Below are 14,711 nucleotides of genomic sequence, written 5' to 3' on the forward strand. Positions count from 1 at the left end.
CTAGAATTTACTTTCTTTTCTGAGTTGCGCCATTTCTATGGCCGCAATAGCAGCTTCTGTACCTTTGTTACCGTGCTTACCACCCGAACGATCTATGGCTTGTTGCATGTTGTTATCGGTAAGTACACAGAAAATTACAGGAATGCCTCCAGCTGCGTTGAGTTGCGCAATTCCATTGGTCACGCCTTGACAAACAAAGTCAAAATGCTTGGTCTCTCCTTGGATGACACTTCCAATCACGATAACAGCATCCAACATATCGTAGGATTCACGCATGCGTTGTGCTCCGTAGATCAGCTCATAGCTTCCCGGTACGTTCCAGCGCACAATATTATCGTTAATAGCTCCGCAGTCTTTAAGGGCATCAAAAGCACCTTGAAAGAGCCCTTCGGTAATTTCACTGTTCCACTTAGAAACCACCAAGCCAAATCTAAAATCCTTGGCGTTTGGTACCTCGGCCTTATTGTATGCCGATAAGTTGTTTCCTGCGGTTGCCATAATTACTGCATCACCTCGGCCTGTCCTAAGAAGATATCGGCCTCTTGTACGAAAGTTGATTCTGGGAAACGCTCTTTGATCTGACTTAGTAAAGATACAGCCTCGCTGTAGTTACCGGCCTCAATAGCGCTCTTACCAGCTTTCAATAAGTATTTTGGTGTAGTGTAGTCGTTGGTGTTCAAATTGGCTGCCTGTTTGTAGTAATCCATGGCATCGCCAAACTCACCCAAAGCAGCAAAAGCATCTCCAATTCCTCCCTTAGCCTGTGGCGCAAGGATCTCGTCGGTGGCTTTAAAACCGTCTAGGCTTTCAATGGCTTTCTGGTACTGACCAGTTTGCAGATAAGCAATACCAGCGTAGTACTTAGCAAGGTTACCAGCATCGGTTCCGCCGTACTTAGCAATGATCTCTTCAAAACCGTATTGTCCGTTTCCGCCTTTAAGGGCCAAATTGAACAAGGAATCATTCTCTACAGCGGTCATGGCCTGCTCCCAGTAGTTCTGAGCCTGGAACATCTCATTCATGGCTTTGGCCTCCTTAGGCTCCTGAATGTATGTTTGATAAGCCAAGTAACCCAAAATGGCCAAGGCAACAAGGCCGATCACACCAAAAATATACTTCTGGTTATTGGCTACCCATTGCTCGGCTTTGTTAGCGCCTTCGTCTAAGGTGTTGAATACCTCTGCCGTTGCACTTCCTTCTTCTATCTTGGTTTGCTGTTCAACCTTTGTTTTAGGTCTCCCTCCGCGTTTTTTATACGTTGCCATACTGCTGATTTATTGCGGGGCAAAAATATAATTTTTATTAGAATTTGAAAGACAATTTATTCGTTAATTTTCAATAATTTGCAGGCTGTTTTTCGCTGCGGATTGTAGCAGCGACAGCCCATGGCAACACCGCTTCACCGAAGTACCTAGCATGATTTTAACCGACTTGTCCTTAGTGAATTACAAGAATTTTGAGAGCCAAAGTTTTAGCTTTGACCACAAGATCAATTGCATGGTGGGCAATAACGGCGTAGGTAAAACCACTGTTTTAGATGCCGTATATCATTTAGCTTATGGCAAAAGCTATTTCAATCCCATTAGTAGTCAGAGTATCAGACACGGGGCCGATTTTTTTGTGATCGATGGGAATTTCACCCATAATGAGCAACCCCAGCGGATACTCATCAGCAATAAAAAAGGGCAGAAAAAGGTCATCAAAAGAAACGGTAAAGCCTATGAGCGCTTTTCGGACCATATTGGGCTAATTCCGGTAGTGATCATCTCGCCCGCAGACCGCGATCTGATAACAGAGGGCAGCGATGTCCGTAGAAAGTTCATGGACGGCGTACTTTCGCTTAACGACCCGGCCTATCTGCAAAACCTATTGGATTACAACAAAGTCTTATCGCAGCGAAATTCCCTGCTGAAGTATTTTGCGCTCAACAACACCTATAACGAAGACACTTTAGGGGTTTACAACGAGCAGTTAGACCAACTCGGTACACCTTTACACAAGAGGCGCGAGGAATTCATAGCACAGTTCACACCTATTTTCAACACGCGCTACCAAGAGATCAGTGGCGGGCACGAAGCCGTGAGTCTCAATTACAAAAGCCAGCTTCAAGAGATGCCCCTTATGGAGCTTTTTGCCCAAAACCTGAACAAAGACAAGGCGCTGCAATACACCAGTCAAGGTATTCATAAAGACGACCTGAATTTTCAAATAGACGGTCACCCGATCAAGAAATTTGGCTCTCAAGGCCAGCAGAAATCATTCTTGATCGCACTAAAGCTGGCCCAATTCGACTTTGTAAAGGACAAGGCCGAGCAAAACCCTATTTTGTTACTAGACGATATCTTTGACAAACTCGATGAGTCTCGGGTTGCCCAACTCTTGCAGTTGGTCAAGGAGGACAATTTTGGGCAGATCTTTATTAGCGACACACATGCCCAGCGCACAGAAGCTGTTATTAGCAGTATTCACCAATCTTATAAAATGATCGCCTTATGAAGCAGCTATTAGCAGTTTTTACCCTAGTCATACTGAGCAGTTGCCAGGCTGAATTCGATGGAGACCTGAGCCCACTGCAAGGCTATTGGCAGATCGAAGAGGTAACTGCAAACGGACAGCTTATCAAGGCGTATCAGACCAATTTGGTGGTCGACTATTTTGAATTGCAAAACGATACAGCGGGTCTTAGAAAGAAATTGGCGCCAAAACTAGACGGCACCTATGCCAGCACCAAGAACAGCGAGCGTTTTGTACTTATAGACTCCGCAAAAACCTACTATTTGCAATACAGTACACCTTATGCGAAGTGGCAAGAAAAAATCATTAGCATCACGCCAGAACAACTTATCTTAGAAGATACTGCGGGAACCCGATACCAATACAAGCCGCACCAAGCCAACAACATTCTTATCAACTACTAAATGAACAAGCGCAACAGGGAACATATCAGTCTAGGCGATGCCTTGAAAGAGTTCTTGGGACAAGGAAAACTCAAGCGCGGTATGGACCAGATCAATGTACGCGACTGTTGGAACAAAATGATGGGGCCAGCCATTGCGGGCTACACCCAAGATATTCGGTTAGAATCTGGCACACTCTACATACGCCTGAGTTCTTCAGTACTTCGTGAAGAACTGAGTTATGGAAAACAAAAAATCATTTCCATGCTCAATGAAGAATTGGGCACAGAAATGATCAAGAAATTAGTTTTGCGCTAAGCGCCGGTCTATTTAGAACTGCTCTCTACCAGCAAAGTGGAAGTTCCCTTCGATAGCAGCATTCTCGTCGCTATCGCTACCGTGTACAGCGTTCTCTCCAATAGAAGCAGCATACAACTTACGGATTGTTCCTTCTGCAGCTTCCTCCGGATTAGTAGCACCAATTAGTGTTCTAAAGTCGGCAACAGCGTTCTCTTTTTCTAAGATCGCAGCAACAATAGGACCGCGCGTCATATATTCTACCAACTCTCCAAAGAACGGACGCTCTTTGTGGATAGCGTAAAATGCTTTGGCATCGTCTGCAGTCATTTGCGTAAGCTTCATGGCTACAATTCTAAAACCAGCAGCAGTGATTTTTTCTAAGATGGCTCCGATATGTCCTTTTTCTACGGCATCGGGCTTTAACATTGTAAATGTTCTGTCTGTTCTCATGTCAGGTGTAAAAAATTTGTGCAAAAGTAGCCCTTTTAAGGCAGACTACAAGCGCTTAACGATTCTTTAACCGCAAATAAACAATCCCTTAGAGCCGTAAACTATTCCGAATACTGCTGCGTAAAGCTTTCTATGAGTACATTGTCGCGTCCTCGGATCTCAAAAACTATTGTTTTAGAAGCTTGGTGCACCTTGATCACTCCAAAATTAATGGCCTTTGTGCCTTCGCCCCAGCGATACTCATTAGGCTCCAAAGGCGATCCCGGAAAGGTATGTGTCAAGCCACTGGAGGTGAAATCGAGCAGCGGATATCCCAGACCGGCATTATCGTCCTTAGACATTTCTGCATGATGACGATCTCCGGAGAGTAGAATGATATTCTTGGATTTAGCTCCTTGTAAGACCTCATACATCTTTTGGTGCTCTGCCGGAAAATTACCCCATTTCTCCCAGCCGTGATCGGCATTGTTCAAGAATTGCACACTGCTAACAATAAAGGTAAAATCGTGTGCGGTATCCTGAAGTTGGTTTTCTAGCCAAACCCATTGTAGCGGCCCCAAGAACCAACCATCATGGTCTGCCGGCCAAGGCGTATAGCGTTTGTCAGGATCATCACTTTTTAAAAGCGGATCACGATAATAACGAGTATCTAACATTATGAATTTAACCGACCCCTGCTCTGTTTGGTACACATAAGTATGAAAAACTCCGGGTTGATCGCGCAAACTGTCGGTTTTGGGCAGTTCGAGAAAATCCCAAAAGAGTTCGCTCGCTTTGATCTTCATCGGGTATTGTGCGCCGGCATCGTTCTCACCGTAATCGTGGTCGTCCCAAGTACCTATAACCTTTGTTTGCTGTCTTAATTTGGCGTATCCGGGCTGCTTGAATTGTTTCTCGTAATCTGCACGCATTTTAGAACTGTCTCGGGTGTCGCTATAAATATTATCGCCTCCCCAAACGAACAAGGCCGGTTTGTGACTTATTATGGGATCCCATAGCGGTTGTTCTCGCTCTTGGTCATTACAACTGGCAAAAACAAAGGTTAGGGTGTCATTGATTGCTGCGGATGGATTTTGATCTGAACTTTGCTCTTTGGCATTCTTGCAGCTAACAAGAACCATAATCCCTAGGGCAAAAACTAAAAATTGACGCATCATGATGGTTGAATTTATTGTGATAAAGTTAACCAATATTGCCCGTAACTCCTCCTTAGCTCTCGTTATTAAATTGTATCTTCGCGCCTGATGAATACTGCCGAAATTACTGAGTTAAAAGCACTCTTAAGCGAGCCCAAGCGGATCGTGGTCATTGGACATAAAAATCCGGATGGAGACGCCATAGGATCTACCTTAGGCCTCAGCACCTATTTGAAAAAACTCGGTCATAACGTACGCGTTATAGTGCCGAACGATTACCCAAAGTTTTTAAAGTGGATGCCCGGAAATGAGGACATCCTCAAGTTCGAGACGCATAGCGACAACTGCGGAACCTTGCTAAAAAAAGCACATTTGGTCTTCACGCTTGATTTTAATGCACTGCATCGATTAGGACCAGAGATGGAAGCAGTACTCGACAAATTGGATTGCCCGTTTGTCATGATAGATCACCATCAGCAACCGGACGATTATGCGCGCTTTACTTACAGTGATGCCAGTATGGGGTCCACTTCGGAAATGGTCTACCATTTTATGAAGATGATGGGTCATTTGCAGCTCTTGGATGCACAAATAGCAACCAATCTTTATGTGGGCATAATGACAGACTCAGGCTCGTTTCGATTTCCAGCAACAACGAGCACGACCCACCGCGTGGTGGCAGACCTGATAGACCACGGCGCACAGAATTCTGATATCCACAGAGCGGTTTACGACAATAACAGCGAGAATCGCATGCAACTCTTGGGCAAAGCTTTGAACAATCTACGCGTCCTACCAGAACAACGTACAGCATACATTAGCCTAAGCCAACAAGAATTAGATGCCTGCGATTTTAAAAAAGGAGATACCGAAGGTTTTGTCAATTACGCACTATCTATAGAGAATGTTGTACTAGCAGCGATATTTATTGAAAGTGAAAAAGATGAGATCATTAAGATATCGCTGAGAAGTAAGGGTGATTTCTCTGTCAATGAAGTGGCACGCGAACACTTTGAAGGTGGCGGACACATCAATGCTGCCGGCGGAAAATCAACTCGAAATATGGCCGATACCATAACGTATTTTATTAGTATCTTGCCCTCCTACCAAAATGCCCTTTTAAATGCCTAAGCCCCTAGTTTTTCTGTTTGTATTACTACTGATGGGATCTTGTGCTCAACCCGAAGCGCGTAGACCGGTAAGCCAGAACTCTGGCAGCTTTGTAAACGCCTCCGTAAGTCGAAATCAAGAGCTGGTGGCTCAACAAGAGGCCGCAATAAAAGCGGTGATCGCCAAAGACACCACCGCAACCTTTACAGCTTCTGAAAACGGCTTTTGGTATACCAAGACCGTTGTAGATTCTACCGCGACCTATTTACCGCAGTTTGGAGACCAACTCACTTTTGACTACCAAATAGAAGATATTTACGGCAATGTTATCTATCCGAAGCAACAAATAAGCCCAAGAACTTACGCCATGGACCAACAGGAATTGATAAGTGGGCTGCGTCAAGGCTTAAAATTGATGCATCAGGGCGAATCAATGATATTATTCTTACCCTCATACACCGCCTTTGGCTACTATGGGGACGACAACAAAATAGGGATCAATTATCCGCTAAAGGTCAAAGTAGACCTCTTGAGCATCGATCCTCAAAATAAAAATGAATCCAATAATTAAAAGATAGAAATGAAGAAAATCACTCTATTACTAGTATTTGCAGGACTCTTTGCAGCTTCTTGTCAAAATCCAAAATACCCGGACTTGGCAGATGGTGTCTATGCAGAGTTCGTGACCAATAAAGGTACTTTTGTCGCCAAGCTTTTCCACGAGCAGGCTCCGGTTACTGTGTCTAACTTTGTAACCTTGGCCAGTGGCAAAAGTGAGATGGCAGATTCAACCTACATGGGCAAACCATACTACAACGGTCTTATCTTTCACCGTGTCATCAATGATTTTATGATCCAAGGTGGATGCCCCTTGGGCAACGGAATGGGTAGCCCAGGCTATGCCTTTCCAGATGAGTTTGTTCAAGGCTTGGTTCACGACAAAAAGGGAATCCTCTCTATGGCCAACAGCGGACCAAACACCAACGGAAGTCAGTTCTTTATAACCTTAAAAGAAACGCCGCACTTAGACTATAAGCACGCTGTTTTTGGAGAGATCGTTATTGGACAAGACATTGTTGACAGTATTGGAGCTGTAGAGACCAGCAAGCCTGGAGATAAACCTGTAGAAGACGTAGTGATGCAAGAAGTGAACATACTCACCAAAGGCGATATCGTTGTTCCTACACTGAAAGAGGCTTTGACTATTAAGGCAGAGAAGGCCGCAGCAAGAGCAGAAGAGATCAAGAACACGGCTGCTGAATACAAGGCCAAGAACGAGGCCATTCTTGCAGATGCAGAAGAATTACCTTCTGGCCTGCGTCGTGCTTATGTGACCAAAGGAGAGGGTGAAACACCGGCAGAAGGACAGATCGTACTTTTGGAATACGAAGGTTACTACACAGACGGACTACTTTTTGATACTTCGGATCCTGATCTGGCAGAGAAATTTGATGTAATGAACTTGGCGCGTAAAGAAGCCGGACGTTACGGTGCATTGGAGATTCCATTCTCTGCGGACGCACGTATGATCCCTGGTTTTAAAGAAGCTATGCTAAGCATGCAAGTTGGAGATGAGATCATGGTTTACTTGCCGTCTCACCTCGGCTACGGAGAACAAGGTTCTAGAGCTATTCCGCCGAATACCGACCTAATCTTTAGAATGAAGATGACTGGAATCAAGCAGTAATTGTCACTGCTATAAAATTAAAAAGCCCCGAGATCGGGGCTTTTTTTATGCTTCTTTAGGAATTCGTTTCAGCGTTTCCTGTACGTACTTCCAATACTTTTTAACCGATGAGATACTGGCCCGCTCATCGGGAGAATGCGCTCCTTTTATTGTTGGTCCAAAGGAGATCATGTCCATGCCTGGATAGTTCTGCCCAAGTATTCCGCATTCAAGACCTGCGTGACAAGCAGCTACATTAGGCTTTTGGTCAAACAATTCTGTATACAGGCCTTCCATAACATTGAGAATTGGACTATCCATATTTGGCGCCCAACCCGGATAGTCTCCAGAGAGAGCAACTTCAAATCCCGCATTCTCAAAATTGGCACGTAAGGCGTTGGCCAGATCGGCCTTAGAAGACTCCACGGAAGAGCGGGTCAAACAGCCCACATGGATCTTTCCGTCGCCCACCAATACGCGTGCAATATTATTCGATGTCTCTACCAGATCTGCAATAGCAGGACTCATTCTATAAACACCGTTGTGTGCACTATACAAAGCATTTATGAGTTGCTGCTGCCCCTTATTTTCCATAACAGTGGTAGGAGCCTGAACAGCTTCCATACTGATGTTCAATTCTGGTTCTAACAATCTGAATTCATTATTTATGGCCTCTTTCTCTGCCTCGAAAATTCCCTTGACCTTATCTATGTCTTCGGATTTTAAAGCGACTATAGCACTGCTTTCTCTAGGAATAGCGTTTCTAAGACTTCCGCCATCTATACTTCCTACGCTAACTGAATCACCCATAACATATAGCAAGCGATTCATCAGCTTATTGGCATTTCCTAAACCTTTGTGAATGTCCATGCCACTATGACCACCTTGTAAACCAGTAACACTTAGGCGGAATCCGGCAAAACTTGCGTCTGTATTCTCGGTCTTATAAGTTCGGGTGGCGGTAATATCTACCCCTCCGGCGCAGCCAACGCCTATCTCGTCATCTTCTTCGGTATCGAGATTGAGCAAGATCTTACCTTCTAGCAATCCTCCTTTTAAGCCCATGGCCCCAGTCATACCCGTTTCTTCGTCTATGGTAAACAGCCCTTCGATTGCCGGATGCGCAATATCATCCGCAGCTAAAACAGCCATAATAGTGGCAACTCCTAAGCCGTTATCGGCACCTAAGGTCGTACCCTTGGCACGGACCCAATCCCCATCGACATACATTTCAATCCCTTGGGTGTCGAAATCGAAGTTGGTGTCATTGTTCTTTTGATGCACCATATCTAAATGCGACTGCATAACTATAGGTGTGCGATCTTCCATTCCAGGACTAGCTGGTTTGCGAATGATCACATTTCCTACCTCATCCTCTAAGGTCTCCAGGCCCAATCGCTGCCCAAAATCTTTCATAAAAGCGATAACGCGTTCTTCTTTCTTAGAGGCGCGTGGCACAGCGTTCAAGTCTGCGAAATGATTCCAAATTGCTTGGGGTTCGAGTTGTCTTATGGTCTCGTTCATCTTGAAAGTTTTAACAAATTTAGCGGTTTTCAAGCCGTCCGGGAAATTAAAAAACAAAGAATTGTTTGTATGTTTGAACAATGCGATTCAAGATCAAACTCGGCCTGGCAATTCTGCTTGTTGTTCAAATATTTGGGCTGCGTTTACTGCGATACTTTCCAGATTTTGTAGAACAGTATTACAGTTTAGGGATCTACCCCTTTTTCTCAAAACTGAGTCGATACATCTTCGGATGGATTCCATTCTCTGTAGGAGATTTTATTTACCTAGGCCTTATCATCTATGCCTGCCGCTGGCTGTACTTGAATATTAGACGCCTAAAGACAGGGCCTTGGGGTTTCTTTCTGGATATAGCAGCGACCTTATCTCTTGCCTATCTGCTATTTAACCTAGTTTGGGGAATTAACTATTACCGCAATCCGCTCTATAAAACCCTGGAACTGGAGAAATCATATACCAATGAGCAGCTCTTAGACCTTACCGAGCGCTTGATAGCGAGGTCCAATGAATTGCATCGCCAACTGGGCTATGCAGATACTATTAAGATAGACCTTCCCTATTCACAGCGAGAGATCTTTAAACGCTCTTTAGCGGGTTATGAGGAATTGGCGAAAAAACATCCTATGTTCAATTACAAACCGCGCTCGGTAAAAAAGTCGGGCTTGAGTTTGGGATTGACCTACATGGGGTACAGCGGTTATTACAATCCGTTTACCGGAGAGGCGCAGGTGAATCGCCTGATAAAATCCTATAAATTTCCGGTGGTGGCTTGTCATGAAGAGGCGCATCAGATGGGTTATGCTGCGGAGAACGAAGCCAATTTTATCGCAGCTTTGGCAACTATACATAATCCGGATACCTATATTCAATACACCGGATATATTTTTATGTTGCGCTACTGCGTCAATGAGATCGCACGAAGAGATGAGGCTGCATATCGAGAAGTCTTGACCACAATAAATCCCGGAATACTCAAGAGCTACAAAGAGATGCGTGACTTTTGGGAGAGTTATAACAACCCGTTCGAAGACCTGTCCAAAGCCTTCTGGGACAATTTCTTAAAGGCCAACAACCAAGAAAAAGGCATTATGAGTTACAGTTATATGGTGGCTCTGGCGGTAAACTATTTTGAAAAGAATCCGCTCTGATAGGCCTTTAACACGCTGTTAAAGATTTGTTATAGAGTCCGACTTGGCCGGCAACCCTTAGTATCTTTAAACAGAAAACCAACCATTTTAGATTAAACGTGAAAATCCTCGATGGCATTAGCATCGCAGTGCAGCAATTTTTGGCCAAGATCCACAAAGGCCGCTCTACTTACGTTTATCGAAAATTCAAATCAAACATGTATGAAGTATAAAGTACTCCTCCTTTTGGGACTGCTGCTGTGCGGACCCTTAGCAGCGCAGGAATATTTTCCTGACAACGACAGTGTGAAAGAGCAGAACACCAACTACACTGCGTTTACAGGAGCCACTATCTATGTGACTCCAACCAAAAAATTAGACAATGCCACTTTGGTCATCAGAGATGGAAAAGTTGTGGCTGTTGGCACCAATGTTCGAATTCCACAGAATTCTATTATGGTAGATGCCAGCGGGACTACCATCTATCCGTCATTTATTGATCCTTACTCTGAATTCGGTGTAAAAAAGGCGCAACGCGCTCAAGGTGGCGGTCGTTCTCCGCAGTACAGTCCAACTAGAGCGGGCTATTATTGGAACGACCATATAATGCCAGAGTACAATGCCATTGCAGACTTTAAATTCGACGACAAAACTGCTGCCACCATGCGCAAAGCAGGATTTGGAGTTGTCAATGCACACCGCAACGATGGGATAGCACAAGGTTCTGGAGTCTTGGTAGCCTTGAATAGCAAGGGCGACGATGCAGATCGTGTAATGAACACCGCTTCTGGACAGTTCTTTTCCTTTAGCAAAAGTGTTGCATCAAGACAGTCCTACCCTACTTCACTTATGGGTGCTATGGCCCTGCTACGACAAATGTATCACGATATGCGTTGGTACGAAGCCGGTAATAGCAATACGACAGATCGATCTTTAGAGGCCTTAATTGCCAATAAGGGAATGACTGCCATATTTGATGCAGGAGACAAAGGCAACGATCTAAGAGCCGATAAGATCGGAGATCAGTTTGGCATTCAATATGTTATTGTTGGTGGTGGCGATGAGTACGAAGCTATAGCCGATATCAAGGCGACCAATGCCACCTATATCTTGCCGATCAATTTTCCAGACGCTTACGATGTGTCTAACCCTTATCAGGCCGATTATGTGACTTTGGCAGACATGCGTGCCTGGAATCAGGCGCCGAGCAATCCAAAGGTAATGGCAGAAAACGGCGTGCCCTTTGCCTTTACGACCCACGATCTAAAATCTGCAGCAGACTTTAAGGGTAAGCTGATGAAGGCCATTAAATACGGTTTGGATAAGACCAAGGCTCTAGAAGCCTTAACCACGGTTCCTGCTCGTATTTTAGGGATGAGCGAAACCTTGGGTAATTTGAACCCGGGTTCGCAAGCCAACTTCCTTATCACTTCGGGCGACATCTTTGAAAACAGCACAACGCTATACGAGAATTGGGTTCAAGGAACCAAGAACGTTGTTAACGATCGCAACAAAAAAGACATAAGAGGAACCTATACGCTCAATGCAGGTGGTAAGTCTTATGAGATGATCTTATCTGGAGATGCCGGAAAGCCAAAAATTGAAGTAAAGCAAGGAGAGACCAAATTCCCGGCCAAGCTTTCTTATGATGACGGTTGGGTGATCCTTTCTATGACCGACGAAGCCAACAACGACATCTATCGAATGACAGCTGCGGTGGTGCGTTCCTCGGATAACATAAGAGGGCGACTGGTCTTGCCAAACGGTAGAGAAACCAGTTTTAACGCAAACAAAACTGCCGGCCCAGAGGAAGCAGAAAAGCAAGCCGAAGGCGATGATGGCGAAGCACCAACAGTTGTTGGAATTACCTATCCGAATATTGGTTACGGATACAAATCGGTTCCGCAGTCACAGAATATCTTATTTAAAAATGCAACGGTTTGGACGGGTGAAGCAGAAGGAATACTCATGAATACAGATGTTTTGGTTCGCGACGGGAAGATCGCCGCGATTGGCCAGAACCTCAACGCTAGAGGTGCCCGAGTGGTAGACGCTACCGGAAAACATCTTACGGCGGGTATCATAGATGAACACTCCCATATTGCTGCCTTAGCTATTAACGAAGCTGGACATAACAGCTCCGCAGAAGTTACCATAGAAGATGTAGTAGACCCAGAAGACATTGACATTTATCGCAATTTGGCCGGAGGTGTTACTTCTATTCAGATCTTACACGGATCGGCCAACCCAATTGGTGGGCGCTCTGCAATAATCAAACTTAAATGGGGAGAAAGTGCAGACAACATGATCTATGACAACACACCAAAGTTCATAAAGTTTGCTTTAGGAGAAAACGTGAAGCAATCCAACTGGCAAAGCTTTAGCCGTTTCCCACAAACGCGTATGGGTGTTGAACAGCTTTATATGAACTACTTCAGCAGAGCTAAAGAATACGACGCTAAAAAGAAAAGCGGCGCCAATATTCGCTATGACGAAGAATTGGAAGTGCTTGCAGAGATCTTGAACGGAGAACGCTTTATCTCTTGTCACTCTTATGTACAAAGTGAGATCAATATGCTGATGAAGGTGGCGGAAAAATTCGACTTTAGGGTCAATACCTTCACCCACATCTTAGAAGGTTATAAAGTTGCCGATAAAATGGCAGCGCATGGTGTAGGCGGATCGACATTTAGTGACTGGTGGGCCTATAAATACGAAGTAAACGACGCTATTCCATATAATGCGGCGATCATGGCACGTGAAGGTGTTGTTGTTGCTATTAATAGTGACGACGGAGAAATGTCGCGTCGTTTGAATCAAGAGGCGGCCAAAACTGTTAAGTACGGAGGCATGAGCGAAGAAGAAGCCTGGAAGATGGTAACACTCAATCCGGCTAAGCTCTTACACATAGATGATCGCGTGGGAAGCATCAAAGTAGGCAAAGACGCAGACTTGGTTCTTTGGACAGACAATCCGTTGTCGGTTTATGCCAAGGCAGAGCAAACCTATATAGAAGGAGCCCTTTTCTTTGATATGACCAAGGACGCTTCTATGCGTGCAGCGATTCAGCAAGAACGCAACGAGCTCATAAAGATGATGCTCGATGACAAAGGCGGAAACAATGGAGCTAAACGCCGTCCAGGAAGCCGTCCGAAGCAACGATTCACATGTGAAACCCTTTAAAACTCAGGAAAAGATGAAAAATATATTCAAATACGTTTTAGCTTTTGCCCTGATAGTTTCAGGGACAAGCTTAGCACAGCAAACTCCGGGAGATGCGCAAAGTGGCGCTATATCCGTTACAGGAGTAACCGCTCATATAGGAGACGGCACCGTAATAGAGAATGCAACTATAGTTTTTGAGAACGGAAAGATCACCGCCTTAGGCGATGCTTCGACCCCGACTCGTGGCACGGTTATAAATGCCAATGGTAAACATATGTATCCAGGTATAATCGCGCCAGCCAAATCCTTAGGTTTGGTAGAGGTAAACGCCGTTAGAGCTAGTGATGATCAAGACGAATTGGGTGAGTTCATTCCTCACATCCGCAGCCTTATTGCTTACAATGCAGAATCTAAAGTGGTAGAGTCCATGCGCCCCAATGGTGTGCTTCTTGGACAAACTACTCCTCAAGGAGGACGCATTTCTGGTACTTCTTCGATAGTACAGTTTGACGCCTGGAACTGGGAAGATGCCGTAGTAAAGGAAGACGACGGCATACATCTAAATTGGCCGCGTAGCTTTAGACGTGGACGTTGGTGGTTGGGAGAACCAAGAGGTTTCCAACCCAACAAAGACTACAGTGAGCAAGTTAGTGAGATCGCCAATTTTATGAACAATGCCATAGCTTACGGTAAAGCTACAGATACCGAGCGTAACCTGGCCTTTGAAGCTACCCTACCGCTTTTTGACGGCGGTAAGACCTTGTATCTTTATGCCGATGGTGAAAAGGAGATCATAGACGCTGTAAACTGGGCGCGTGACAACGGTATTAAGAAATATGTGCTTGTTGGCGGCTACCACGCTTACAAGATCACAGACTTTTTAAAGCGTAATAATGTACCCGTTCTAGTGAGCCAAACGCACGCCTTACCAAACTTTCAAGACGATGATTACGACCTGCCATACAAATTGCCAAAATTGTTAGACGATGCAGGCCTTTTGGTAGGTATTCAAAATGCTGATATGTCTAACTTCCAGACCCGAAACATGGCATTTTACGCCGGGCAAGTAGTAGGACAAGGCATGGATAAAGAACGAGCTTTACAGCTTATCACAGGGAACAATGCAAAGATCTTGGGTATCGATGACATGTACGGCACCTTAGCCGTTGGTAAAAGTGCTACCTTCTTCGTATCGGAAGGAGATGCCTTAGACATGCGCACCAACATCTTGACCCATGTGTTTATTGACGGACGTGCTGTTTCATTAGAAACACACCAGACCGAGCTTTGGAAGCGTTACAGCAAGAAGTACGGTCAGAATTAATAAGTATTTAGA

General features: G+C 44.8%; 14 protein-coding genes. 9 read left to right on the forward strand and 5 right to left on the reverse strand.

All coding sequences use genetic code 11. The features are described from left to right. Positions 1–498 (reverse strand): 6,7-dimethyl-8-ribityllumazine synthase, encoded by a 498-nt coding sequence (gene ribH, locus BTO09_RS01330; RefSeq protein WP_087522944.1) that lies wholly within the window; start codon positions 496–498, stop codon positions 1–3. Positions 499–500: 2 nt separating this feature from the next. Further along, positions 501–1,265 (reverse strand): tetratricopeptide repeat protein, encoded by a 765-nt coding sequence (locus BTO09_RS01335; RefSeq protein ID WP_087522945.1) that lies wholly within the window; start codon positions 1,263–1,265, stop codon positions 501–503. Between the two features lie 151 nt (positions 1,266–1,416). On the opposite strand from BTO09_RS01335, the gene BTO09_RS01340 reads away from it, so the two are divergent. The 3 genes from BTO09_RS01340 to BTO09_RS01350 are packed head-to-tail and all read left to right on the forward strand — an operon-like array spanning position 1,417 to position 3,215. Next, positions 1,417–2,496: a DNA replication/repair protein RecF gene (locus BTO09_RS01340; RefSeq protein WP_087522946.1), complete on the forward strand. Its 1,080-nt coding sequence runs from the start codon at positions 1,417–1,419 to the stop codon at positions 2,494–2,496. After that, positions 2,493–2,918: a lipocalin family protein gene (locus BTO09_RS01345; RefSeq protein WP_087522947.1), complete on the forward strand. Its 426-nt coding sequence runs from the start codon at positions 2,493–2,495 to the stop codon at positions 2,916–2,918. The genes BTO09_RS01340 and BTO09_RS01345 overlap by 4 nt, the downstream gene beginning before the upstream one ends. Further along, positions 2,919–3,215, forward strand: a complete 297-nt coding sequence (locus BTO09_RS01350) for a DUF721 domain-containing protein (RefSeq protein WP_087522948.1) — start codon at positions 2,919–2,921, stop codon at positions 3,213–3,215. Between the two features lie 12 nt (positions 3,216–3,227). Here the strand turns inward: BTO09_RS01350 and BTO09_RS01355 are convergent, their stop codons facing one another. Then, the gene (locus BTO09_RS01355) at positions 3,228–3,647 is read right to left on the reverse strand and encodes a nucleoside-diphosphate kinase (protein WP_087522949.1); all 420 of its coding nucleotides are present in this window, start codon (positions 3,645–3,647) and stop codon (positions 3,228–3,230) included. 101 nt (positions 3,648–3,748) lie between these two features. Beyond that, on the reverse strand, positions 3,749–4,804 hold the full coding sequence (locus BTO09_RS01360) for an alkaline phosphatase D family protein (RefSeq protein ID WP_087522950.1): 1,056 nt from the start codon (positions 4,802–4,804) through the stop codon (positions 3,749–3,751). A gap of 87 nt (positions 4,805–4,891) precedes the next feature. On the opposite strand from BTO09_RS01360, the gene BTO09_RS01365 reads away from it, so the two are divergent. From BTO09_RS01365 to BTO09_RS01375, 3 genes are read left to right on the forward strand one after another with little or no spacing between them, the layout of a single operon-like run. Next, positions 4,892–5,914 carry a bifunctional oligoribonuclease/PAP phosphatase NrnA gene (locus tag BTO09_RS01365; protein WP_087522951.1) on the forward strand — a complete coding sequence of 341 codons (1,023 nt, stop codon included), beginning with the start codon at positions 4,892–4,894 and terminating at the stop codon, positions 5,912–5,914. After that, positions 5,907–6,464 carry a gliding motility-associated peptidyl-prolyl isomerase GldI gene (gldI, locus tag BTO09_RS01370; RefSeq protein ID WP_087522952.1) on the forward strand — a complete coding sequence of 186 codons (558 nt, stop codon included), beginning with the start codon at positions 5,907–5,909 and terminating at the stop codon, positions 6,462–6,464. The genes BTO09_RS01365 and gldI overlap by 8 nt, the downstream gene beginning before the upstream one ends. A 9-nt stretch (positions 6,465–6,473) precedes the next feature. Beyond that, a complete protein-coding gene (locus tag BTO09_RS01375) occupies positions 6,474–7,580 on the forward strand; it encodes a peptidylprolyl isomerase (protein WP_087522953.1) in 1,107 nt (368 codons plus the stop codon). Between the two features lie 45 nt (positions 7,581–7,625). Here BTO09_RS01375 and BTO09_RS01380 read toward each other — a convergent pair whose 3' ends face one another. Further along, positions 7,626–9,083: an aminoacyl-histidine dipeptidase gene (locus BTO09_RS01380; RefSeq protein WP_087525458.1), complete on the reverse strand. Its 1,458-nt coding sequence runs from the start codon at positions 9,081–9,083 to the stop codon at positions 7,626–7,628. 80 nt (positions 9,084–9,163) lie between these two features. On the opposite strand from BTO09_RS01380, the gene BTO09_RS01385 reads away from it, so the two are divergent. The 3 genes from BTO09_RS01385 (at position 9,164) to BTO09_RS01395 (ending at position 14,699) form a co-directional block, all read left to right on the forward strand. Further along, positions 9,164–10,231: a DUF3810 domain-containing protein gene (locus tag BTO09_RS01385; protein ID WP_087522954.1), complete on the forward strand. Its 1,068-nt coding sequence runs from the start codon at positions 9,164–9,166 to the stop codon at positions 10,229–10,231. A gap of 201 nt (positions 10,232–10,432) precedes the next feature. Further along, a complete protein-coding gene (locus BTO09_RS01390) occupies positions 10,433–13,393 on the forward strand; it encodes an amidohydrolase family protein (RefSeq protein WP_087522955.1) in 2,961 nt (986 codons plus the stop codon). Between the two features lie 13 nt (positions 13,394–13,406). Then, positions 13,407–14,699 (forward strand): amidohydrolase family protein, encoded by a 1,293-nt coding sequence (locus tag BTO09_RS01395; protein ID WP_087522956.1) that lies wholly within the window; start codon positions 13,407–13,409, stop codon positions 14,697–14,699. Positions 14,700–14,711: the final 12 nt, after the last annotated feature.

The sequence above is a fragment of the Gilvibacter sp. SZ-19 genome (assembly GCF_002163875.1).
Lineage (GTDB): Bacteria > Bacteroidota > Bacteroidia > Flavobacteriales > Flavobacteriaceae > Gilvibacter.